Here is a 21,745-nt window from a genome sequence, read left to right as displayed (position 1 = left end):
ATTGGTATCCCCATGACATCCAACGCCGAAACCGGACGCCCGTCCGGTAAACGTGGTGTTGGAGTTTCCGGTGCGACCACCAATCTCTGGCTCCGGCTGCTTTATTTCAGCGTCGTTGCTGCACTGGCAGCCACCGCCGTCACGTGCGTCATTGCGGCCCTCGTTGCCGGCGGGCAGAGCGCACTCTCGGCTGCTCTCGGCGCCCTGCTGGTCATGCTCTTCTTTGGCATCAGTCTCCTGATTGGCCATTTCGTTGGCCGGAACAATCCTTCCGGCGCAATCGGACTCTTTGTTGCGACTTACTTCATCAAAGTCATCGGATTCGCCGTAGTGCTTTTTGTGCTTGGTAAGCCGGACTGGCTCCAGGGCCGGTGGTTCCTCATTGGGGCGGTTGTTTCAGTCGTCTTCTGGCAGGCCGCAGAGATCTACGCTTTCAGCAAGGCCCGTCTCCAGATCTACAACGATCCCGCAGAACCGAAGGGTGGCCCGGATGTCTCCGCGTAAGCGTTATTCACGCCCGGCTGCCACTGCTCAGCAACCCGCCAACCACAATGAATCCGCCGAAGCAGGAAACGACGGCGGATACAACGCCGGCATCGCTGTCTTCAGCTACATCATTGGCGGGATCATTGTCTGGAGTTTGATAGGCTGGGGTCTGGATAATCTGTGGGGGACCCGCTGGATTGTGCTCCTTGGCGCTCTGCTGGGAGCCGCAGGAGGGTTCTATCTTTCCCATATGCACGGCCTCACCAGGCAAAGCTCCAATCCTTCTGGCGAGAGCAACGCAGACAGCGGTCCGTCCACGGACGGGGACAGTAATGCCAAATAATTTCACATGGATTGTGAATGCGTCCAACGCGTTCGGATTCCAACCAATGCCCAATGATGGACACAGCAGAGAGGAAACGCGTTGATCGCGCTTGCGCTCCCCGCCCAGGATTCGGGGTCATTCACCCCACCCGGAATCGACGAAATGCACCTGCCGGCAATCCTGCCTTGGGGTGCACACGACGGATTCTCCAAGCAGATGCTGCTGGTGATCCTTTCGGTCGTCATTATCGCTACATTCTTCATCCTCGCTGCACGTAAGCAGCAGCTGGTTCCCGGCAAGCTGCAGTTCGCAGGCGAGATGGCCTACGGCTTCGTCCGCAACAGCATCGCCAAGGACATCATCGGCGGCAAGGACTTCATCAAGTACGTCCCGCTGTTGTTCAGCCTGTTCTTCTTTATCTTGGTGAACAACATTTACGGCGCCATCCCGGTGATCCAGCTCCCGAGCTTCTCGCACGTTGGCGGCGCCTACGTGCTGGCCGGCATCGTGTACTTCACGTGGATCATCATCGGTATCAAGAAGAACGGCCTGAAGTACTTCAAGCTCGCCACCGTTCCGTCCGGTGTTCCTTGGTACATCCTCCCGATCGTCGTACCGATCGAGATCATCTCCAACTTCCTGGTCCGCCCTGTCACGCACAGCCTCCGTCTGTTCGCAACAATGCTGGCCGGTCACTTGATCGTCATGCTTGCCGGTTCCGGTATCGAGTATCTCGTCATGCAGGAGAACGTCCTCTTGAAGGGCACCTCGGTCCTGGTCCTGGTTGGGGCAATCGCCATGTACATGCTCGAAGCATTGATCATGGCCCTGCAGGCTTACGTGTTCACTCTGTTGACCGCGATTTACATCGAAGGCGCACTGCACGCCGACAGCCACTAGGCTCCCAAACTTCCCCTTGTGGGGATTGAAGTAAACCAAACAACCTGCCACATGGGTGGCATCTTGAAAGGAAAAAAATGGAAGGCAATCTCAACCTCGTAGGTTACGGTCTGTCCGCAATCGGCGGTGGTATCGGTGTGGGTCTCGTGTTCGCGGCTTACATCAACGGTGTTGCTCGTCAGCCGGAAGCTCAGCGTGTGCTGCAGCCGATCGCGTTCCTTGGTCTGGCACTGACCGAAGCTCTCGCCATCCTCGGCCTCGTCTTCGCGTTCGTTCTCTAGTCTTCGGATTCAGAACAAGCGAATTCCGCAACCGAGTAGATAGGACGGGTGAAATATGAATCAGCTGATCATCTCAGCCGCCACTGAAGGCGAAGAGGCCGCTAACCCTCTCGTTCCCAATGTTTGGGAAATGGGCGTCGTCCTCGTCGGCTTTGCGGTCCTCCTGTACATCGTGATCAAGTTCATTGTTCCGATGTTCGAGAAGACCTTCGCAGAGCGCGCCGAAGCAATTGAAGGTGGCATTGCAAAGGCCGAAGCGGCACAGGCAGAAGCTTCTGCTGCTCTCGAAGAGTACAAGCAGCAGCTCACTGATGCCCGTGCCGAAGCCAACCGAATCCGTGAAGAAGCACGCGCCGAAGGCGCCCAGATCCTCGCGGACCTGAAGGCAAAGGCTGCAGCAGAGTCTGCACGCATCACCGAGCAGGCACACGCTGCCATCGAGTCGGAGCGCCAGGCAGCTGTTGTCTCGCTTCGTTCCGAGGTTGGCACTTTGGCCACCACACTGGCCGGCCGCATCGTTGGGGAAGCACTCACCGACGACCAGCGCGCCGCACGTGTTGTGGACCGCTTCCTTGCAGATCTGGAGACCCAGAGCGCAGGTGCAGCTAAGTAATGGCAGGTATATCGAGCGAATCGCTGACCACAGCGCTGGCGCAGCTGGAAGCCAAGCTTCCCTTCGCCTCGCTGCAGTTGGCTAAGGACCTCTTCGGAATCCTGGGAACGGTGGACAGCTCGGCTGGCTTGCGCCGCGCCCTGACTGACCCGTCCCGTTCCGGTGACGAGAAGTCGGCGCTGGTCAAGCAGCTGGTTGGCGGAAAAGTCTCCGCTGATGCTGCTGAAATTGCAGGCGGATTGGCCAGCTCGCGCTGGGCATCGGCCCGCGATATCGGCGATGCACTCGAGACGCTTGCCGCCACGGTTGTCATTGCCGTAGCTGAAAACAAGTCGGCCGTTTCTGCCTCCGGTATCACGGGGCTGGAAGAGCTGGAAAACGATCTGTTTGCCTTCAACCAGGCCGTCGCCTCCAGCCACGAAGTACAACGTGCTCTGTCTGAACCGCAGGCATCTCCTGCGGCGAAGATTGCACTGGCCGAGAAACTTGTTCCTGGCAGCAGCGAGGAATCAAAGGTTCTCATCCGCCAGGCAGTTACGCAGCCACGCGGTGTCAAGCCGAGCAAGCTCGTCGAGTCATTCGCCAAGCTTGCAGCCAAGCGCCAGCAGCGCTGGATTGCAACTGTCAGCGTTACCCGTCCGTTGACGGAAACGCAGGCCAGCCGTCTGCAGGCCGGGCTTGATGCCCTGTACGGCCGCGAACTGAAGGTCAACGTCAATGTTGACCCCGCACTGATCGGTGGAATTCGCGTTCAGGTGGGTGACGAAGTGCTCGACGCTTCGGTCATCGCCCGCCTGTCCGAACTCCGCCGCCAGCTCGTTGGCTAGCGAAGACAAAGCACAACTTAACTGATATAAAACCCGGTCATCGTGAGCAACGATGATCACGAAAACAGGAGAGCAGGGACTGCAGATGGCCGAATTGACCATCAACGCCGACGACGTCCGTAATGCGTTGAACGAGTTCGCGGCGTCCTACGAACCCGGTAACGCAGAGCGCGTAGAGGTTGGTCGTGTGACCACCGCAAGTGACGGCATCGCCCGTGTTGAGGGTCTTCCCTCGGTCATGGCGAACGAGCTGCTTCGCTTCGAAGATGGCACGCTGGGCCTGGCCCAGAACCTTGACGTCCGCGAGATCGGTGTCATTATCCTCGGTGACTTCACCGGTATTGAAGAAGGCCAGGAAGTTCACCGTACCGGTGAGATCCTGTCCGTTCCGGTTGGCGACGCCTTCCTGGGTCGCGTTGTCGACCCCCTGGGCCAGCCCATCGATGACCTCGGCGAGATCAAGGCCGAAGCCACCCGTGCACTGGAACTTCAGGCTCCGGGCGTTACCGAACGCAAGTCGGTTCACGAACCGATGCAGACCGGCCTCAAGGCTATCGACGCCATGATCCCGATCGGCCGCGGCCAGCGTCAGCTGATCATTGGTGACCGCCAGACCGGCAAGACCGCAATCGCTGTGGACACCATCATCAACCAGAAGGCCAACTGGGCTTCGGGAGATGTCACCAAGCAGGTTCGCTGCGTCTACGTTGGTGTCGGCCAGAAGGCTTCCACCATTGCAGCCGTTCGCCAGACCCTTGAGGACCACGGCGCGCTGGAGTACACCACCATCGTGGCGTCCCCGGCATCTGACCCTGCCGGCTTCAAGTACTTGGCACCGTATGCAGGTTCGGCCATCGGCCAGCACTGGATGTACGGCGGCAAGCACGTTCTGGTGATCTTCGATGACCTGTCCAAGCAGGCCGAAGCCTACCGCGCCGTCTCCCTGCTGCTGCGCCGTCCGCCGGGACGCGAAGCATACCCGGGTGACGTTTTCTACTTGCACTCCCGCCTGCTGGAGCGTTGTGCCAAGCTCTCCGACGAGCTCGGTGCCGGCTCGATGACCGGTCTTCCGATCGTCGAGACCAAGGCAAACGACGTCTCCGCGTACATCCCGACCAACGTGATCTCCATTACCGATGGTCAGATCTTCCTCCAGTCGGATCTCTTCAACGCCAACCAGCGTCCCGCTGTTGACGTTGGTGTGTCCGTCTCCCGCGTTGGTGGCGCTGCACAGGTCAAGTCCATGAAGAAGGTCTCCGGTACCTTGAAGCTGGACCTGGCCCAGTACCGCGACATGCAGGCATTCGCTATGTTCGCCTCTGACCTGGATGCTGCATCACGTCAGCAGCTGACCCGTGGTGCACGCCTGATGGAACTGCTGAAGCAGGGCCAGTACTCACCGTTCCCCGTTGAGAACCAGGTTGTTTCCATCTGGGCCGGCACCAACGGTTACCTGGACGACGTTCCGGTTGAGGACATCAGCCGCTTCGAGTCCGAGTTCCTGGAGCACCTCACGCACAAGTCCTCCATCCTGACAACGCTGGCTCAGACCAACGTCCTGGATGACGACACCGCTGCAGCTCTGAAGGAAGCCATTGTTTCCTTCAAGAAGGGCTTCTTCGGCGAGGGCGACAACCACTTGGTTGGCGCTGGACACGAGGAGCACGCAGCGATCTCCGGCGGCGACGTCGACCAGGAAAAGATCGTCAAGCAGAAGCGCTAGTTCCGATCACCTGCCCTGCCGGGGTCCGCAAGGGCCCCGGCAGGGCAGCACATCGGAAACTTAGGAAAGGATAAGTATGGGAGCCCAGATTCGGGTCTACCGTCAGAAGATCAGCTCGACGACGTCGATGCGCAAGATCTTCAAGGCGATGGAACTGATCGCTACCTCGCGCATCGGTAAGGCCCGCGCCCGCGTAGCAGCTTCACTGCCTTACGCGAACGCGATTACCCGCGCCGTTTCTGCTGTCGCAACTCAGAGCGAAATCGACCACCCGCTGACCACCGAGCCGGAGCAGATCCGCCGCGCCGCAGTCCTGATCATTACATCGGACCGTGGCCTTGCAGGATCGTACTCCGCGAGCGTGCTCAAGCAGGCTGAAGGTCTCACCGAGCTTCTTCACGCAGAAGGCAAGGAAGTCAAGGCATACCTGGTTGGCCGTAAGGCGCAGGCGTACTTCGATTTCCGCAACCGGTCCTACGCCCGCGTATGGACTGGCGGCACCGACGCACCGGAATTCGAAACCGCGCAGGAAGTCGGAGCTGCACTTCTTGAAGACTTCTCCACAGACTTCGAAGAGGGCGGCGTGGACGAGATCCACGTTGTATACACCCGCTTCAAGTCCATGGTGACGCAGGAGCCGACGGTCATCCGTTTGCTCCCGTTGGAGGTCGTCGAAGAGGAAGCAGCCTCGGAATCCGAGCTGTTGCCGTTGTACGAGTTTGAGCCGGAAACAGAGCAGGTGCTTGACGCACTGCTGCCGCGTTACATCGAGTCCCGCATCTTCGCAGCCATGCTGCAGGCAGCAGCTTCCGAGCTCGCAGCCCGCCAGCGTGCTATGAAGTCGGCCGGTGACAACGCTACCGACTTGATCAAGAAGTACACGCGCCTTCGCAACACGGCCCGCCAGGCCGAGATTACGCAGGAGCTTTCCGAAATCGTGGCCGGCGCAGACGCCCTCGCGTCTTAGCCTCAACGAATTCGGCTCGAAGCCGCACCTGCACCAAACAGATAAACTTAAACCCACGCCATCTACTGAGTGAAGTGAGAGAGATGACTGCCACTGCTACCGAACACGTAGCTACGGCCGGTGCTACCGGCCGCATTGCCCGTGTTATTGGTCCGGTTGTCGACGTCGAATTCCCGGCTGACGCAATCCCCTCGATTTACAACGCTCTGACCACTGAGATCACTCTCAACGGCCAGACGAAAACCATCACGTTCGAGACTTCCCAGCACCTGGGTGACAACCTCGTTCGCGCCATCTCCCTGCAGGCAACCGACGGCCTCGTCCGCGGCACCACTGTGCGGGACTCCGGTTCTCCCATCTCCGTGCCCGTCGGCGACGGCGTCAAGGGCCACATCTTCAACGTTCTCGGCAAGCCGCTGGACGTCGAAGAGTCCGAGATCAAGGCGGACGCCTACTGGCCGATCCACCGCAAGGCTCCGTCCTTCGCTTCCCTCGAGGGCTCCACCGAGATGCTCGAGACCGGCATCAAGGTCATCGACCTTCTCACCCCGTACATCAAGGGTGGAAAGATCGGCCTGTTCGGCGGCGCCGGCGTTGGCAAGACCGTTCTGATCCAGGAAATGATCACCCGTGTTGCCCGCAACTTCGGTGGTACTTCCGTATTCGCCGGTGTTGGCGAGCGTACCCGTGAAGGTAACGACCTCTGGGTTGAAATGGAAGAGGCAGGCGTTCTTAAGGACACCGCCCTTGTATTCGGCCAGATGGATGAGCCGCCGGGAACGCGTCTTCGCGTGGCCCTGTCCGCCCTGACCATGGCGGAGTACTTCCGCGATGTTCAGAACCAGGACGTGTTGCTCTTCATCGACAACATCTTCCGCTTCACGCAGGCAGGCTCGGAAGTTTCCACACTGCTCGGCCGCATGCCGTCCGCTGTGGGCTACCAGCCCAACCTTGCTGACGAGATGGGTCTGCTCCAGGAGCGCATCACCTCCACCAAGGGCCACTCCATCACGTCGATGCAGGCCATCTACGTGCCGGCTGATGACTACACCGACCCGGCTCCGGCAACGACCTTCGCACACCTCGACGCGACCACGGAACTTTCCCGTGAAATCGCCTCCCGTGGTTTGTACCCGGCCGTTGACCCGCTGACGTCCACGTCCCGTATTCTGGATCCCCAGTACATCGGCAAGGATCACTACAACACGGCTGTTCGTGTTAAGCAGATCCTGCAGAAGAACAAGGAACTCCAGGACATCATCGCCATCCTCGGTGTTGACGAACTGTCTGAAGAGGACAAGATCGTCGTGTCGCGTGCACGTCGTATCCAGCAGTTCCTCTCCCAGAACACCTACACCGCCAAGCAGTTCACCGGCGTCGAGGGCTCCACTGTGTCCATCAAGGACACTGTTGAAGGCTTCACGGCCATCTGTGACGGCGAGCTGGACCACATCGCAGAGCAGGCGTTCTTCAACGTCGGCGGCCTGGATGACGTCGAGCGTCAGTGGGCCAAGATCCAGGAACAGACCAAGTAGTATGGCTGAGCTCGAGGTTGAGATTGTCGCAGCGGACCACTTCGTGTGGTCCGGTGCGGCCAAGATGGTGAAGGCCCGCACCAGTGATGGTGAAATCGGAATCCTGCCGGGCCACTCGCCCCTTCTGGCCATCATGGCCGCGGGCGAGCTGGCAATCCAGCCGGTTTCCGGTGATCGCATTGCAGTAGTTGTTGACGGCGGATTCTTCTCCGTCGACAACGATCGCGTGGTCATTGTTGCTGACAACGCCAAATTGGGCGAAGCGGCTACAGCGGGGATCCGATAGCACGACCTTGATGGACGATTCCCTTATTCCGTTCATCGCCTTGGCAACAGCGTTTACGTTGCTGATCATTTCACTGTGCCTTTTCGGGGTGCGCCGCTTCAATCTGCGGCGCGCCCTGGGCACGGTCGACGCCTCCATTTGCATGGCTGGAAACAGCTGGCAAATGGGGGTTTGTCGTTATCAGGACAATGAGCTCGAGTGGTTCCGCTTGATGTCCCTGAGCATCATCCCCAAGCACAAGTTCACGCGCAGCTCACTTGAACTGCTTGGCCGCCGCCAGCCCACGGAAGAAGAACTCGTCAGGATACAACCTGGTGTGGTTGTGGTTGAACTGCAGTACGAAGGCAAGAAGTTCATGCTCGCCATGAATTTCGATGCCTATGCGGGTTTGTCGTCCTGGCTTGAAGCTGGGCCGGTCATTGGCGTCGGAACCTGGCGTTAGGCGCCATGGACTTTCTTTCGGACGTCAGTCTGGTTGATGGGCCGTTCCTCTGGTTCAGCATCGCCTGTGGTGCAGCAGGCGGGGCCTACCTCCTATGGCGTCGACGACGTTCCTGGCTTCTGTTCGTCGCCAGCAGCCTACTGCTCGCCGTAGGTGTCGTGGCGCTGATTCACTGGATCCTGGTGGATCTTATGGCCACGTTTTCGGAGAACCTTCCCTTTCAGACTGTGGCCTGGGCGGTCCCCGCTGTCGCAGCCCTTCTCCTGTGCGCTGCGCGCTTCCCCCGAAACTCCTGGCGCGGCCGCTCGTTCAGTGTGGTGGCGATGCTCGGCGTCGTGCTCTTATGCGTGGTCCAGATTAATCTCTATTTCGGATTGAATAACACGGTCTCGGACCTGCTGGGTACTGCGGTGGCGCGCATACAGCCACTGGAATCGAGCCTCAAACGCGCTGTAGACGCGAAGCCCGGTCAGGCCCCCTCCGCATGGAAAGCCCCGGACTCCATGCCCCGAAACGGCGTCCTGCGCAGAGCTGACATTCCCGGTACGGTATCCGGCTTTAACGCACGGGAAGCATATGTTTACTTGCCACCCGCCTATCAGACCGCATCCCGTCCCAGCCTGCCTGTGTTGGTGCTCTTCGCCGGGCAGCCGGGTGGTCCGGCGGATTGGCTGACTGGTGGCCAGCTCCGTTCCGTACTGGACCAGTTCGCTGAAAATCATCACGGGATTGCCCCTGTCACAGTGGTGGTCGACCCCAACGGATCAGCCAACGCCAACACCATGTGCATGGACAGCAACATCGCCTCGGTGGACACCTATCTTTCGAAGGATGTCCCGGCCTGGATCACTGAGACTTTGGATGTGGCGACTGATCACAAGCAGTGGGCCGTTGGCGGTTTCTCTTTTGGCGGCACATGCGCCATGCAAATGGGAACTTTGCACCCGGATCTGTTCGCATCCATTCTGCCTTTCGCCGCAGAAAGGGAACCGGCCCTGGCCAAAGATCGAAGCAAGACGATTTCGGACTCGTTCGACGGCGATGTTGAAGCTTTCGAATCCCGGACACCTCTGGTGATGATGCAGCAGCGCAACTTTGCCGGCAGCGGGGTGTATCTGGTTTCGGGCGAAGCTGACCACGAGTTCACTGACTACATGCATGAGCTTGCTGACGCGGCACGAAACGCTGGTTTTGAAACCGAAGATCATTCAATTCCTCAGGCCGGACACTCCTGGGATGCAGTGATTCGTGGAATGCCCGGCGGACTCGACTTCCTTGCCACCCGGTGGGGGTTGCCGCGGTGAGCCTTACCCTCAGAGGTGTGGCGGAGCCTGCGCTGAGGCAGGCGAGCCGGCATTTGCGGTCAACGCCGTTCACCCTGCTCGTGCTTGCCGTTTTTGTGGGCCTGTCGTTGGCCTCCGGGAGCTTCCTGACTGGACCACCCCGGCCGTGGCTTGCGGTGGCCAGTGTGTCCCTGGATGGGTTGCGCTCGGGGGAATGGTGGTCCATCTGGACGTCGCTGTTCTTCACCACCAATCCGTTGGCCTATGCCACTGCCGTCCTCATGATATTGCTCCTGCTCGGACTCGCAGAGCGGCAGTTGGGCTCCCCTAAAACGGCTGGAGTGTTCTTCGGGAGCCAGTTCGGCTGTATATCGGCCTTCCTCTTGGTGACCCAGGTGGCGCAATACGTCGATGACGGGTGGCTTTCCGAGATGGCTGATACCCGCCTGATCGGACCATACGGCGCAATTCTTGCTACGGCTTTGGCCGCGAGTGCGCTCCTGCCCACATTGTGGCAGCGTCGCCTGCGCACAGTGGTGCTTTCCCTTTCCCTGTTGCTGGTGCTCTACGTAGGTCATGCGGAGACAGTTGTTGGTTTTCTGGGCGCGCTGATTGGCTTGCTCGCCGGCTGGTGGATGCAAAGCAGCCAAGGCCATCTCCACCTGCATAGGTCCACCAGCCGTGAAATCCGGAACCTCCTGTCGCTGACCATGGCAATTTTCGCCGTGGGTCCCATCGTGACCGCGGCAGCCAAGAGTCCATCGGGGCCGTTGGCCTTGTTGCGTGACGTCATCCTTAACCCGCTGCCAACCCTGAGCCAACTGGAAAGCAACTGCGGGGGCACCATCGACGTCGCTTGCCTCGAAATTGCACGCCAGGGTTACACAGGACCGTTCGGTTTGGCCTTGGCAGTTGTGCCGGTTGTCCTGCTCTTGATCTGTGCCGACGGCATGAGGCGCGGACGCCGCCTCGCGTTGGGAATTGCCATCGGCGTGCAGTTGGTGGTGGTCGTCTTGTCCACGATCTATCTTGGCCTTTTTGCCGGTATGCCGAGGCCGGAAGGACGCCCCCATGCGGGAATGCTCAACTCGGCCGTGGTTCACATCATCCCACTTGTGCTGGTCCCCTTGGCTTTGGCACTTCTCCTGTTCGCCTATCGGGGCCACTTCCGGGTGGTGACCTCCGACCACCTGCGCCGGAAGGTGTTCTGGGTGGTCGGATTAACTGGGGGAGGGCTGGGCGTGGCCTACGCAGCGGTATGGCTGGCTTCCGGTGGCTTGGTTCGCGACGGCGGGCTGCTGGGTCTGGTGGCTGAGCTCGCCAGGCAGTATCTCCCCGTTCCGCTTCCAGGTGTTTACCGTAAGGTTTTTGCTGACCGCGATGTGCTGGAAGTTATCCTCTTTTCCTACTCCGGCACGGTCTTTTGGCTCGTTGCCTTGATAGGCGTATGGGTGCTGCTGATCCGCGGACACCACACGGGTGGACTTGACCGTCAGGCGCGTCAGGGTGCACGTGCCCTGGTGAAGCGGGGCGGAGATTCCTTGTCATGGATGGCTCTTTGGGAGCCAAACAAATACTGGTTCACTCCCGAAGGTACCGGGGGAGTCGCCTACCAGCAGCACAGCCACGTGGCGTTGACGCTGGCCGGTCCTTTCGGAGCAAGGCAGCATCACGCGGCTACCGCCAAAGGCTTCCTGGAGTATTGCTCGCAGCATGCGTTGACGCCATGCCTCTACTCCTGCACGGACGAGCTCTGGCCCATGCTGCAATCGCGCGGATTCCGCCGGGTGCCGGTTGCCCAAGAGACTCGACTGCGGATCAGGGGCCTGGAGTTCAAGGGCAAGGAGTGGCAAAACGTCAGAACATCCCTCAACCGTGCCGCGAAGATGGGGATCACGGCCAGATGGGGCCGATACTCCGAACTCCCGCATGGAGTGCGTGCCCAAGTGAGTGAGGTTTCCGAGGAATGGGCTGCCCAGAAAAAAATCCCGGAAATGGGCTTCACCATGGGAGGCCTGGACGAGTTGGATGACGACGACGTCCTGTGCTGCGTCGCTTTGGACGACAAGGGTTTTGTCTATGGCGTCACCAGTTGGCTTCCCGTCTATGAGGAAGGTGTGATTGTCAGTTGGACACTGGACTTCATGCGGCGGCGGGGCGATGCTTTCCCGGGGGTCATGGAGTTCCTGATAGCTTCGGCTGTTTTGCACCTGCGGGATTCGGTGGAGCTGATTTCTTTGTCCGGTTCGCCTTTAGCCCGGGAAAAGGGCGAAATCGAGCAGCGGGCCAAAGGTCTGGCAGGACTACTGGAGGTGGTGGGGCACGCCTTGGAACCTGTTTACGGATTCAGGTCGCTGGCGTCCTTTAAGTCGAGGTTCCAGCCCGAGTACAGAACCTTGTACATGTATTACCAAGACCCGCTGCATCTTCCTGCAATTGGGCGTGCGCTCAGCAGGGCCTATCTTCCGGGATTGTCAGTCCGGCATTCCGCGCGGCTGCTTCGAAGCTTGGTTGGTTGAATTGTCAACACTTATCGGAAGGACCCTTTTGGTATTTCTTCATGGTTAGTAACAAGTCTTGTTGACAAGCCGCTTATTGTGGCGGGCATTCTTTAGGTTAAGACGCGTTGACCCCGGCTCGGAAGCCAGGGTCAACGTGTTTGTTGTATCTGCAACAAGCAGAGATCAACGGGTAAGACTAGACGACCGTAACGCCGGTTGCCTGGGGGCCCTTGGCTCCCTGACCGATCTCGAACTGAACGCGCTGGTTCTCATCGAGGGTCTTGAAGCCACCGGTCTGGATCTCGGAGTAGTGAACGAAAACGTCCCCATCCGCGTCATCCGGGGTGATGAAGCCGAAGCCCTTTTCAGCGTTGAACCACTTGACGGTTCCCAGTGCCATGTATTTCTCCTCATTGTGGAACATCAGTCCGATACACCTCGTACCGGGTTTGTTACTCCGCGAGAAGACCTGAATACCGCACAAGCCGGGGCTTGGTTGATTCGCAGGAGCTTCACGCTCGCAACTGGTCTTGCGAGCATGAAAACCACCTACACAAAGACTGCTACAACACTTTCATGAGCTCTGCCGGAGGTCAACGGTGTTTTGGGCAATTCAGGAAAATTTTCGGTAAAAAGAAGGTAACGTCGGCTTCTGCAATTACCAAAGTCCTTTTCCTGCAACCAGGGCAGTCGCTCAACTAAGACAACCACTGGCCATTGCGCATTACGCCTGTCAGTTCCAGATCCTCGTTTGTTACAACGACATCAGCCCGCAGTCCCCGACGGAGCCCGCCTATTTCGTCGGAAAGTCCCAGGACAGCGGCCGGGACCGCCGTTGCCGAGCAAATGGCGTCGGGAAGCGCGACGCCGGCTGCCACCGTTTTGCTGACGACTTCCAGGAGCGTGGAGGTGCCTCCGGCGATGGAGCCGGTGGCATCCAGCGTGGCCACGCCGTCGCTGACAGTGACCGGCGACGGGCCAAGCATGTAGTTGCCATCGGACAGTCCTGCCGCCGCCATGGAATCCGTTACCAGCACGATGTTGCCCGCTCCCACTAACTGGAAGACGGTGGCCACGGTGCTGGGGTCCAAATGCGTTCCGTCAGCAATGAGTTCAACAACCGCCTTCCCTTCCTGGGCCATGCGCAGGCATGCCGCAACGGGACCAGGGGCGCGGTGATGCAGGGGAGGCATTCCGTTGAAAAGGTGCGTGACCGTGGGAAGCGAGCTGACGCCGTCGAATCCTGCTGACTCGAGTCCCTCGCGGGCCGCAGCCAGGGACGCGGCGGCTGTGGCGTCGTCGCAGTCCGTGTGCCCCAAGGAGGGAGTGACTCCATGGGAAGTCATCAAGTCCACCAAGGCAGCTGCCCCCGGAAGCTCCGGGGCGTAAGTCATGGTGGCGAGCTTACCGGCCGCGGCTCCCACCAGTTCGTCCATGAGCTCCAGGTCGGGCTCCAGCAGGTATTCCGGATTCTGGGCCCCGCAGCGGGCATGGGACAGGAAGGGGCCTTCCAAATGAATGCCGGCCACGAGGCCTTCATCCACTAGCTTCACGTAAAGCTCGATGCCTCGAAGGAGATCTGCCCGGGGAGCGGTGACCATGCTGGCGAGGAAAGTGGTGGTCCCTGAGCGATGAAGGAACTCCACTGCCCTGCGCGCCGAGCCTTCTTCGCCGCCAGGGAAATCGCCGCCGTTGCCACCATGGCAGTGAACGTCCACGAGTCCTGGGAAGAGGTAGCTGCCGCTGGGAATCCCCAAGCGGATTGCGCTTTGGAAACCCTCAAATTCTTCGGGATCGAAGCCTTTGGCCGGCCCCGCGTAGGCAATTCTGTCCCCGTCGACGGCAACCAGGCCGTCTTCCACTACCTCCCCGTCGCTGACAAGCGTTCCTCGGATGATCTGGTGGCTCGGAGCGGAGGAAGAGGGAAATCCGGATGCGACAGTCATAATTCTGATTCTAGTGGCCTGCGGCACAGTCTCCCGAAGGGGAAAACTCAGAAGAGCCGTGACTCGCTGTCATCCACGCCGCGCATGGCGTCATAATCCAGCGTGACGCAATCGATTCCGCGGTCGTTGGCCAGTACTTTCGCTTGGGGCTTGATTTGTTGAGCGGCGAAAATCCCCCTCACGGGAGCCAACAGGGGGTCGCGGTTGAGCAGTTCGAGATACCGCGTGAGTTGTTCGACGCCGTCGATGTCTCCGCGCCGTTTCAGCTCAATAGCAACTGTGGCGCCGTCAGCATCCCTGGCCAGGATGTCCACAGGGCCGATAGCGGTGAAGTACTCGCGGCGTATGAGGGAGTAACCGGATCCCAGAAGCTCGATTTGCTCGGCCAGCAGCCTCTGGAGATCTGCTTCGACGCCGTCCTTGATCAGGCCGGGATCAGTGCCGAGCTCGTGCGAGGTGTCATGCAGTTGCTCGTAGATGTTGATGATGAGGCGGTCATCCGTCTTAGCGGACTGGACAGTCCACTGTTCCACCACCCCTTCTTCCACTTCGGTTTCCTCAGGCGTGGTCACACGAAGTGTTGCAGGGGGGCTCATCCAGTTCAGCGGCTTGTAGGAACCGCCGTCGGAATGCACCAACACCGAACCATCCGCTTTGACCAGCAGGAGCCGGGTAGCGAGGGGAAGATGGGCCTTGAGGCGGCCAACGTAATCAACAGAACAACGGGCTATGACGAGTCGCACCCGCCCCACATTACCGTCTCACCATCTACAACAGGGTGGCTGGGGCAGAATGGAAGCATGCCCCGCTCCAACCGTCCTCGTCGCAACGCGTCCAGCACACGCTCCGGCAGCGCCGGCGGCAGCAAATGGACGGAACCGACGCCGGAGCTCGACCTTGAGCGGGCGCGCGGTGGTATCGCCCGGCGCGAAAGTGCACCGGACGGGGACTGGATGGTGCGGACCATGACGGCCAAGAAGGCGGAAAAGCAATACATCTGCCCTGGTTGCTCCACCGCCATCGTCCCCGGCATCGCGCATCTGGTGGTGTGGTCCGACAGTCACCTGTTTGGACAAGCCGCAGGCCTGGCCGAACGCAGGCACTGGCACACCAACTGCTGGACGGGCAGGACGTACCGCTACCGCTGATTCCCTTAGGCTTGGTTGCATGACTTTCGACCCCGCCTCGTTCGTGTTTACCCCGCAGGACGCGCCATCGGAGATCCGCGCTTCCACGGTCCTTCCCGCCCGCCGCGAGAACGTGGAGTTCACCACCGAGGACGGCAAGGTATTGCTGGGCGAACTGGCAATGCCGGAATCAGGGGAGGTCACCGCGACGTTGATCACCCTCCACCCGCTGCCCACGCACGGCGGGTTCATGGATTCCCACGTCTACCGGAAGGCCTCCTACCGGCTGCCCGCGCTGTCGGGAGTTGCAGTCCTGCGCTTCAACACGCGGGGCACGGCATCACCGCGTGGCACCAGCGACGGCCAGTTCGAGGAGGGCATTGGGGAGCGCTACGACGTCGAGGCTGCCGTCCGTTTCGCCGTGGAACGCGGGCTCCCGAACCGCTGGCTCGTCGGGTGGTCCTTCGGTACCGAGCTCGCCCTCATGTACGGGGCGGTGGAGCCGGTGGCCCCGGAAATCGAAGGTGCAGTGCTGCTGTCCCCACCCTTGCACCGCGCCACTGATGTGCACCTCAAGGAGTGGGCCGCCTCCGGCATGCCGCTCACGGTCCTGGTGCCGGAGCATGACGACTACCTGCAGCCTGCCGAAGCAGCCCAGCGGTTCAGCCTGGTGCCGCAGGCCCGGCTTGTCGGCGTCGACGGTGCAAAACACCTTTGGGTGGGCGAGAAGTACGCGGCCCGCGTCTTGGATGAAATCGTCGACGACGTCACTCCGGCGGGTGCCGGAGCGGACGGCCTGCCACGCGAGTGGGCGGGGCCGGTCGCGAGTGCCTAGTACGGTCGCGAGTGCCTAGTACGGTCGCGAGTGCCTAGTACGGTTGCGAGTGCCTAGTACGGTCGCTAGTGCTTGACCCTGTCGCGAACCGCTGAGCCTGTGTGCAGATAATGCCCCTAAGAACACATCGTGTTCAGGGGCATTATCTGTCTGAAGAACCTGTGGAGGGCGGGGTACTCAGTGCCGATCTTGGCGGACGATGAATACTTCCTTGATCAGCAGCATGATGGCTGCCGCCGTCGGAATGGCGATCAGTGCGCCAAGGACGCCGAGCAGGCTGCCGCCGGCAATCACCGAGATCACCGCCACCGCCCCCGGTACAGCTACTGCACGCTGCATGATGCGCGGTGAGATGAAGTACGCCTCGAACTGCAGGTAGGCGAAGTAGGCGATCGCATAGATCACGGCTGTCTGCCAGCCGGCGGTGAATGCTACCAGGATGACCACGACGGCGGCGATCATGCCGCCTACCAGGGGAATGAACGCCAGCAGGGCAACTACGAAGGCAAGCAGGACGCTGAAGGGGATGCCCAGGATGGTCATCAGGATGAAGGCAAAAATGGCGTTCAGCAGGGCAACGCAAACCTGGCCTATGACGTAGTTGCCCACGGAGTCGGTAATCGCTTCGGAAAGCGCCTCAACACGTGGACGGCGGGACCGGGGAGCGAGGCGGTAGGCCCACTTCTTCATCGATGGCAGGGCTGCCAGGAAGTAGAGGCTGAGGACCAGTACGATCAGGGAACCGAACAGGCCGTTGGCAACCGTGGACCCGAAACCGACCACACCGCCGAAGATTCCGCCCATCGCTTCGGGATCCTTGACGAACTTGTCCAGTTCGGTGGTGATGCGGTCACGTACGCCAAATTGGCTGTCTGCGTTGCGGAAGAAGTCCGAGTCCAGGAAGCTGCGGATCCAGTCCGGGGCTTGGCGGACGATTTCCGATACCTGTTCGACGATGGTGGGAATCAGCGTTGCAAAGAATCCGGCCACCGCGAGCACAAGGGCTGAGACGGATATGAGGATGCCGGCGGGCCGGGGCACTTTGCGGCCTTCCAGCCAGCGGACCACGGGATCAAGTCCGAGGGCGATGAAGAGTGCCGCCACGATCCACAAGATGAGCTGGGTGGTGTTGCTGGCGATGTAGAACACGGCCAAAGCAATTCCTACACCTGCAGTACCCATGAATCCGACATATACAGGGTGCTGGGAAGACATCCGCGGGCCAGGTGCTCCGAAGCCGTGGTCGTCCTCGGGGCGGAAGCCTTCGCGGCCTTCATCCGATTCAGCTTCCGGGGGCATCTCGAAACGTACGCGGTTCCGGGCGCCGGGGATGGGTTGCCTCAGCCTGCGGCTGATTGCAGCCAGGCGTCCGGTGCGGACTGGAACCGTCGCAGCCGGAACCGTCGCGGCAGTGCCCTCGGAGGGGGTATCCACCGCACTTGACCCGGGCTCATCGACGGGACGGGGCTCCATGTGGTCTTTCACGCGGTTTGGCTGCCTTTTCAGTGGTGGTACAGGGTGGACTTAGGCGCTGGAAGGCCCGTATATCATGATCATCGCCACACTATCAGGAGCGCGGATTGGCGCTGCAGCGGCGCGTTGGCGGGCTTTTCGGGATGTCGGGGAGATCACCTCGATCTGACTCTCTGATAACAAAACGGTTACCCTTGAAGTTCAACGACCGCTGATGATAGGTGATCCTGTGCGTTTGAAGACTGCAGCCTTGCTGGTGCTGCTGGGCCTGCTGACGATGCTGGCCGGTATTGGCCAGCTGACTTTTTGGGCCCCCTCCGAGACCGTGACGGCTTCGGTTCCCAGCGATACCAAAGCTGCCCCGCTGACCGTGATCGACCAAAAGTTGATCGCCCTCCATGACGGGCCGGTGAAGATCAAGATCCAGGGTGAAGGCAACTTCATGGTCGCTACGGGACGCCCGGACGACGTCGAAGCCTGGGTCGGCGAGACGGCCCACAACACCTTGACCGGAGTCTCTGCGGACCAGAAATCGCTGGACGTGTCCTCTGCTGACGGCGAGGCCACGGCGCCTTCCCCGGCTGGATCCGATCTGTGGGTCAGCACCGAGGACGCCAGCGGCGATTTGGACTACACCTGGAACCCTCCCGCCGATGGTGAGTGGTCCCTGTTGGTTGCCGGCGACGGTACCCAGCCCGCGCCGTCGTCGATTTCCATGACGTTCCCGAACAACGCCACCACCCCCTGGGCAGTGCCGCTGATTGTCTTGGGCATCATCATCATCCTGATCGGAGCGGCGCTGCCGTTCATCGCCAAAGCGCTCAGCAACCGCCGCAAGCACGACGACGACGAGCCGCGCGATGGCGGAGAGACCACCACGCTCCCGGTTCAGTCCTCTACTGCCAAGTCGCCGGGCGTTGAGGCACCTACTACCCAGTCGCCCACTGTTCAGTCGCCCACTGTTCAGCCGCCTGCTGGCAACAAAGGTCGTCGTCCTGGTGCCGGCGCCGAAGGTCCAACCCTCCGCATCACGGCTCTCGCCGCTACGATGGCCGCCGTCCTGGTCGGAGGGACGGCAGTCGCCGCCCAAGCCACCACGACCCCCGAGGCCACCACGACCTCATCAGCTGCGGCCGACGCTGAGGCCGCCACGCCTGTCATGCTGGAATCCCAGCTGCAGCGGATCCTTGAGCAGGTAGCGAGCACTGTGGATGCGGCGGACGCAGCCAAGGACGCGGCTAAACTCGCCCCGCGAGTAGACAAGATGGAATTCCAGATCCGGACCCAGAACTACAAGATCCGGTCCGCAGTGTCTGCCTACGAGCCGCGTATGCCGGTGCGGGCCACCAAGCTTCAGAGTAGCGTTATCAGCACCAAGCGGGACTGGCCCCGAACGGTCTTCGCCCTCACCCAGGGTGAAGGAAACGTGGTGCCGCAGGTCCTGACCCTTGTGCAGCTTTCGCCTCGTGAAAACTACAAGCTTTGGGGCAGTGCGCCGCTACAGCCTGGCACTAACTTCCCGTCCTTCCCCATTCCGCGCAACGGAACTGAGCCCGTACCGGCGAGCGACAGCACCGGCCTGGCCTACAGCGGTAATGAGGCCTTGGAAATCTTGAGTGAAATGCTGACGAATCCGGAGTCGCCCAACCGAAGCAAGTTGGCCGATGGGCAGTCATCCCCTTACATTGCAGGGGCACTGGCCTACCAGGCGGACACTGTGAAGAACGGAACCAGCGCAAACTTCAAGTTCACGCACACGCCGGTCACCAACCAGACTGTGGTCCTGAAGACAGCTGACGGCGGCGCCGTGGTTGTGGGGCGTTTGGATTTCGCTTTCGAAGGCACGCCCAAGGCTGCAGGCGACAAGCTGGTGCTTGAAGACGATTCCGCAGTATTCGCCGGTGGTAAGGAAACCACCACGGGCATGGTTCTGAACTTCGCCGAATCCGTGGCCGTATACATTCCGCCGGCAGGTTCTGCCGACCCCATGAAGCTCGTGGCGGCTACCCGCGGGCTGGTCGGAGCCAGCTTCAAGTAAGGCGTACCCATGGCAGGGCAGCGGCTAGAGTGGACGGTATGAGTTCGCCCGGATACCGACCCACTCCAGCCGCTGCCAGCCAGCTCAATCTTCGCGGTGCCGTTGACTTGTCGTCGCTGCGCCGCCCGGCCGCCCCGCCAGTGCCGGCCCCCTCTGCTTCGGCAGAGGGCGGATCGCCGGCGGATGGCACGCCCCAAGGGGGCGAAACCGGCAAAGCACCACTTCGAGTGGATGCAACCGAATCAAATTTCCAGGATCTGGTGCAATTGTCCGCACAGATCCCCGTGCTTTTCCTTCTTTGGTCGCGCTATGCGCCCGAGTCACCCGCCGTCCTCGATGCCGCCGAACGTGTTGTTGAGACTTACGGTGGTCGCTTGGTGCTTGCAGCCGCCGATGTGGACACCTTCCCGCAACTGGCACAGGCCTTCCAAGTTCAGGCTGTTCCCACAGCAGTTGCCGTGGTCAAGGGGCAGCCCGTCCCGCTCTTCCAAGGACCAGCGGATGACGAGCAGATCCGAAACCTGGTTGAGGAACTTCTCAAGGTTGCTGCAGCGAACGGGGTCACCGGCAGCATAGGTGATGCCGCACCGGGGGAGGACGCGGAACCCGCACCACTGCCGCCACTGCATCAGGCAGCCATTGACGCGATCGAGGTCGGCGATTACGCCGGTGCAGCCGCAGCTTACAAGCAGGCGCTCCTCGAACAGCCGGCAGACACCGACGCCAAGGCCGGTTTGGCTCAGGTTGAGCTGATGGCCAGATTAGACCAGCTCTCGGCCCCCGAGGCTGAAAGCCTCCGCGAGCTCGCCGCCGAAGAGCCGGACAACGTGCAGGCCCAGTTGACCGTGGCCGACCTTGACGTCTCCGGCGGCCACATCGATGACGCCTTCAATCGCATCATCACATTTATTGGCAGGAATTTCGGTCCCGAGCGTGAGACCGCCCGCGTGCGCCTCCTTGAGCTCTTCGAGGTTGTGGGAACCCAGGACGAACGGGTTGCAAAAGCGCGCCAAGGGCTCGCGAGGGTTCTCTTCTAGTGCCGTCCGCGCTGTTCACTCCGCTTCAGCTGCGCTCGCTTACCGTCCCCCACCGTGGTTGGGTATCGCCCATGTGCCAGTACAGCTGCCACCCGGAGACCGGCGAAGGCGTCCCCAACGACTGGCACTTGATGCACTTGGGTTCTTTTGCAGCCGGCGGCGCCGCGCTCATCCTGAGTGAGGCGGCGGCGGTGAACGCTGCAGGCAGAATCAGCCCCTTGGACGCTGGCTTGTACTCCGATGAGCAGGCGGCCGGATGGGAGCGCGTAGTGGCGTTCGTTCACCGGCATGGCGCCGTCGACGCCAAAATAGGGGCGCAACTTGCCCACGCCGGGCGCAAGGCATCTACGTATTGGCCATTTTCCGATCGCTCCGGCTCTGTTCCGGAGTCCGACGGCGGATGGGTCACCTCCGGGCCGAGCAGCGATCCGTTTGACGGCTACGCCGCACCGGAGGTCATGAGCGACGCGGATATACATGGCGTGGTGGCCGACTTTGCCGCCGCTGCCAGCCGGGCAGTTGCGGCGGGTTTCGACACTGTGGAAATCCACGGAGCCCACGGGTACCTCCTGCACCAGTTTCAAAGCCCGCTCATCAACACCCGGACCGATGGCTGGGGCGGAAATGAGGAGGGGCGCAATCGGCTCATGCTCGCCGTGGTGGATGCGGTCAGGGAAGTCATTCCGGACTCCATGCCGCTGCTGCTCCGCATTTCCGCGACGGACTGGGCTGACGGCGGGGTTGACGTCGAGGCTTCTGTTCGCCTGGCCCGCGCCGCTGCCGAACGTGGCGTTGACCTTGTGGACGTCTCCAGCGGCGGCGCAGTAGCGCATCAGCAGATCAGGGCTGTGCCCGGATACCAGGCTGGATTTGCACAGCAGGTAAAGAATGACGCCGGTGTCCCCACCGGCGCGGTGGGCTTGCTCACGAGTGCCACGCAAGCGGAGGATATTGTGGCGAACGGCAGGGCGGATGCGGTTTTCATGGCCCGGGCCGCTTTGCGGGATCCGCACTGGTGGCTCAGGGCTGCATACGAACTGGGCCACGATATTCCGTGGGTTCCGCAGTACCAGCGGGCCGTTCCCCGCCACGGCTTCTAGGACCTCCTCAGGTTCGTGTT

22 protein-coding genes are annotated in these 21,745 nt (G+C 60.9%); 18 read left to right on the top strand and 4 right to left on the bottom strand.

Annotation, left to right across the window (positions count from 1 at the left end):
- Nucleotides 1-12 precede the first annotated feature (12 nt).
- From ACNAOT_RS14745 to ACNAOT_RS14685, 13 genes are all read left to right on the top strand, one after another.
- A complete protein-coding gene (locus tag ACNAOT_RS14745) occupies nt 13-504 on the top strand; it encodes a hypothetical protein (RefSeq protein WP_420178409.1) in 492 nt (163 codons plus the stop codon).
- Nucleotides 491-829, top strand: a complete 339-nt coding sequence (locus ACNAOT_RS14740; RefSeq protein ID WP_178996815.1) for a hypothetical protein — start codon at nt 491-493, stop codon at nt 827-829. Before ACNAOT_RS14745 ends, ACNAOT_RS14740 begins: the two co-directional genes overlap by 14 nt.
- Nucleotides 830-910: 81 nt before the next feature.
- Nucleotides 911-1,711 carry a F0F1 ATP synthase subunit A gene (gene atpB / locus ACNAOT_RS14735; protein WP_017199729.1) on the top strand — a complete coding sequence of 267 codons (801 nt, stop codon included), beginning with the start codon at nt 911-913 and terminating at the stop codon, nt 1,709-1,711.
- Between the two features lie 77 nt (nt 1,712-1,788).
- Nucleotides 1,789-1,992, top strand: coding sequence for an ATP synthase F0 subunit C (gene atpE / locus ACNAOT_RS14730; protein ID WP_009356484.1), 204 nt, complete (start codon nt 1,789-1,791; stop codon nt 1,990-1,992).
- 55 nt (nt 1,993-2,047) lie between these two features.
- Nucleotides 2,048-2,605 (top strand): F0F1 ATP synthase subunit B, encoded by a 558-nt coding sequence (locus ACNAOT_RS14725; RefSeq protein ID WP_017199730.1) that lies wholly within the window; start codon nt 2,048-2,050, stop codon nt 2,603-2,605.
- A complete protein-coding gene (locus ACNAOT_RS14720) occupies nt 2,605-3,432 on the top strand; it encodes a F0F1 ATP synthase subunit delta (RefSeq protein WP_091468397.1) in 828 nt (275 codons plus the stop codon). Before ACNAOT_RS14725 ends, ACNAOT_RS14720 begins: the two co-directional genes overlap by 1 nt.
- An 85-nt stretch (nt 3,433-3,517) precedes the next feature.
- On the top strand, nt 3,518-5,155 hold the full coding sequence (atpA, locus tag ACNAOT_RS14715) for a F0F1 ATP synthase subunit alpha (protein WP_011775259.1): 1,638 nt from the start codon (nt 3,518-3,520) through the stop codon (nt 5,153-5,155).
- 76 nt (nt 5,156-5,231) lie between these two features.
- Nucleotides 5,232-6,122: a F0F1 ATP synthase subunit gamma gene (locus tag ACNAOT_RS14710; protein WP_011775258.1), complete on the top strand. Its 891-nt coding sequence runs from the start codon at nt 5,232-5,234 to the stop codon at nt 6,120-6,122.
- A gap of 83 nt (nt 6,123-6,205) precedes the next feature.
- Nucleotides 6,206-7,657: a F0F1 ATP synthase subunit beta gene (atpD, locus tag ACNAOT_RS14705; RefSeq protein ID WP_091468394.1), complete on the top strand. Its 1,452-nt coding sequence runs from the start codon at nt 6,206-6,208 to the stop codon at nt 7,655-7,657.
- A gap of 1 nt (nt 7,658) precedes the next feature.
- Nucleotides 7,659-7,943 (top strand): F0F1 ATP synthase subunit epsilon, encoded by a 285-nt coding sequence (locus ACNAOT_RS14700; protein WP_014922172.1) that lies wholly within the window; start codon nt 7,659-7,661, stop codon nt 7,941-7,943.
- 10 nt (nt 7,944-7,953) lie between these two features.
- The gene (locus ACNAOT_RS14695; RefSeq protein ID WP_420178408.1) at nt 7,954-8,385 is read left to right on the top strand and encodes a DUF2550 domain-containing protein; all 432 of its coding nucleotides are present in this window, start codon (nt 7,954-7,956) and stop codon (nt 8,383-8,385) included.
- A gap of 5 nt (nt 8,386-8,390) precedes the next feature.
- Nucleotides 8,391-9,689 carry an alpha/beta hydrolase gene (locus ACNAOT_RS14690; protein WP_420178407.1) on the top strand — a complete coding sequence of 433 codons (1,299 nt, stop codon included), beginning with the start codon at nt 8,391-8,393 and terminating at the stop codon, nt 9,687-9,689.
- Nucleotides 9,671-12,187 (top strand): bifunctional lysylphosphatidylglycerol flippase/synthetase MprF, encoded by a 2,517-nt coding sequence (locus ACNAOT_RS14685; RefSeq protein ID WP_420178406.1) that lies wholly within the window; start codon nt 9,671-9,673, stop codon nt 12,185-12,187. Before ACNAOT_RS14690 ends, ACNAOT_RS14685 begins: the two co-directional genes overlap by 19 nt.
- Before the next feature lie 178 nt (nt 12,188-12,365).
- Here ACNAOT_RS14685 and ACNAOT_RS14680 read toward each other — a convergent pair whose 3' ends face one another.
- The 3 genes from ACNAOT_RS14680 to nucS form a co-directional block, all read right to left on the bottom strand.
- On the bottom strand, nt 12,366-12,569 hold the full coding sequence (locus ACNAOT_RS14680; RefSeq protein WP_017199737.1) for a cold-shock protein: 204 nt from the start codon (nt 12,567-12,569) through the stop codon (nt 12,366-12,368).
- 298 nt (nt 12,570-12,867) lie between these two features.
- Nucleotides 12,868-14,115, bottom strand: coding sequence for an N-acetylglucosamine-6-phosphate deacetylase (locus ACNAOT_RS14675; RefSeq protein ID WP_420178405.1), 1,248 nt, complete (start codon nt 14,113-14,115; stop codon nt 12,868-12,870).
- 47 nt (nt 14,116-14,162) lie between these two features.
- Nucleotides 14,163-14,858, bottom strand: coding sequence for an endonuclease NucS (nucS, locus tag ACNAOT_RS14670; RefSeq protein ID WP_178996812.1), 696 nt, complete (start codon nt 14,856-14,858; stop codon nt 14,163-14,165).
- Nucleotides 14,859-14,915: 57 nt separating this feature from the next.
- Here nucS and ACNAOT_RS14665 point away from each other — a divergent pair, with 57 nt between their 5' ends.
- Together ACNAOT_RS14665 and ACNAOT_RS14660 are read left to right on the top strand one after the other, a co-directional pair.
- Nucleotides 14,916-15,263: an ATP/GTP-binding protein gene (locus ACNAOT_RS14665; RefSeq protein ID WP_091468381.1), complete on the top strand. Its 348-nt coding sequence runs from the start codon at nt 14,916-14,918 to the stop codon at nt 15,261-15,263.
- A 19-nt stretch (nt 15,264-15,282) separates the two neighbouring features.
- Nucleotides 15,283-16,077, top strand: coding sequence for an alpha/beta hydrolase (locus tag ACNAOT_RS14660; RefSeq protein ID WP_420178404.1), 795 nt, complete (start codon nt 15,283-15,285; stop codon nt 16,075-16,077).
- A 177-nt stretch (nt 16,078-16,254) separates the two neighbouring features.
- Here the strand turns inward: ACNAOT_RS14660 and ACNAOT_RS14655 are convergent, their stop codons facing one another.
- Nucleotides 16,255-17,562, bottom strand: coding sequence for an AI-2E family transporter (locus tag ACNAOT_RS14655; protein ID WP_420178403.1), 1,308 nt, complete (start codon nt 17,560-17,562; stop codon nt 16,255-16,257).
- Between the two features lie 202 nt (nt 17,563-17,764).
- Here ACNAOT_RS14655 and ACNAOT_RS14650 point away from each other — a divergent pair, with 202 nt between their 5' ends.
- From ACNAOT_RS14650 to ACNAOT_RS14640, 3 genes are read left to right on the top strand one after another with little or no spacing between them, the layout of a single operon-like run.
- Nucleotides 17,765-19,588 carry a hypothetical protein gene (locus tag ACNAOT_RS14650; RefSeq protein WP_420178402.1) on the top strand — a complete coding sequence of 608 codons (1,824 nt, stop codon included), beginning with the start codon at nt 17,765-17,767 and terminating at the stop codon, nt 19,586-19,588.
- Between the two features lie 38 nt (nt 19,589-19,626).
- Entirely contained in the window at nt 19,627-20,625 is a 999-nt protein-coding gene (locus ACNAOT_RS14645; RefSeq protein WP_178996807.1) for a tetratricopeptide repeat protein, read from the top strand.
- Entirely contained in the window at nt 20,625-21,725 is a 1,101-nt protein-coding gene (locus ACNAOT_RS14640; protein WP_420178401.1) for an NADH:flavin oxidoreductase/NADH oxidase, read from the top strand. Before ACNAOT_RS14645 ends, ACNAOT_RS14640 begins: the two co-directional genes overlap by 1 nt.
- Nucleotides 21,726-21,745 lie beyond the last annotated feature (20 nt).

Source organism: Paenarthrobacter sp. TA1.8 (genome assembly GCF_048595705.1).
GTDB lineage: Bacteria > Actinomycetota > Actinomycetes > Actinomycetales > Micrococcaceae > Arthrobacter > Arthrobacter nitroguajacolicus.
The sequence above is the reverse complement of the archived record's forward strand: the minus strand, read 5'-3'. Positions and strand labels throughout refer to the sequence as shown.

Excerpts from the sequence above, each read along its gene's own strand:
- ACNAOT_RS14745 (WP_420178409.1), top strand. The coding sequence starts at position 13 with ATGACATCCAACGCCGAAACCGGACGCCCGTCCGGTAAACGTGGTGTT.
- ACNAOT_RS14740 (WP_178996815.1), top strand. The coding sequence starts at position 491 with ATGTCTCCGCGTAAGCGTTATTCACGCCCGGCTGCCACTGCTCAGCAA.
- atpE (WP_009356484.1), top strand. The coding sequence starts at position 1,789 with ATGGAAGGCAATCTCAACCTCGTAGGTTACGGTCTGTCCGCAATCGGC.
- ACNAOT_RS14725 (WP_017199730.1), top strand. The coding sequence starts at position 2,048 with ATGAATCAGCTGATCATCTCAGCCGCCACTGAAGGCGAAGAGGCCGCT.
- ACNAOT_RS14720 (WP_091468397.1), top strand. The coding sequence starts at position 2,605 with ATGGCAGGTATATCGAGCGAATCGCTGACCACAGCGCTGGCGCAGCTG.
- atpA (WP_011775259.1), top strand. The coding sequence starts at position 3,518 with ATGGCCGAATTGACCATCAACGCCGACGACGTCCGTAATGCGTTGAAC.
- ACNAOT_RS14710 (WP_011775258.1), top strand. The coding sequence starts at position 5,232 with ATGGGAGCCCAGATTCGGGTCTACCGTCAGAAGATCAGCTCGACGACG.
- atpD (WP_091468394.1), top strand. The coding sequence starts at position 6,206 with ATGACTGCCACTGCTACCGAACACGTAGCTACGGCCGGTGCTACCGGC.
- ACNAOT_RS14700 (WP_014922172.1), top strand. The coding sequence starts at position 7,659 with ATGGCTGAGCTCGAGGTTGAGATTGTCGCAGCGGACCACTTCGTGTGG.
- ACNAOT_RS14695 (WP_420178408.1), top strand. The coding sequence starts at position 7,954 with ATGGACGATTCCCTTATTCCGTTCATCGCCTTGGCAACAGCGTTTACG.
- ACNAOT_RS14690 (WP_420178407.1), top strand. The coding sequence starts at position 8,391 with ATGGACTTTCTTTCGGACGTCAGTCTGGTTGATGGGCCGTTCCTCTGG.
- ACNAOT_RS14680 (WP_017199737.1), bottom strand. The coding sequence starts at position 12,569 with ATGGCACTGGGAACCGTCAAGTGGTTCAACGCTGAAAAGGGCTTCGGC.
- ACNAOT_RS14675 (WP_420178405.1), bottom strand. The coding sequence starts at position 14,115 with ATGACTGTCGCATCCGGATTTCCCTCTTCCTCCGCTCCGAGCCACCAG.
- ACNAOT_RS14665 (WP_091468381.1), top strand. The coding sequence starts at position 14,916 with ATGCCCCGCTCCAACCGTCCTCGTCGCAACGCGTCCAGCACACGCTCC.
- ACNAOT_RS14660 (WP_420178404.1), top strand. The coding sequence starts at position 15,283 with ATGACTTTCGACCCCGCCTCGTTCGTGTTTACCCCGCAGGACGCGCCA.
- ACNAOT_RS14650 (WP_420178402.1), top strand. The coding sequence starts at position 17,765 with ATGATAGGTGATCCTGTGCGTTTGAAGACTGCAGCCTTGCTGGTGCTG.
- ACNAOT_RS14645 (WP_178996807.1), top strand. The coding sequence starts at position 19,627 with ATGAGTTCGCCCGGATACCGACCCACTCCAGCCGCTGCCAGCCAGCTC.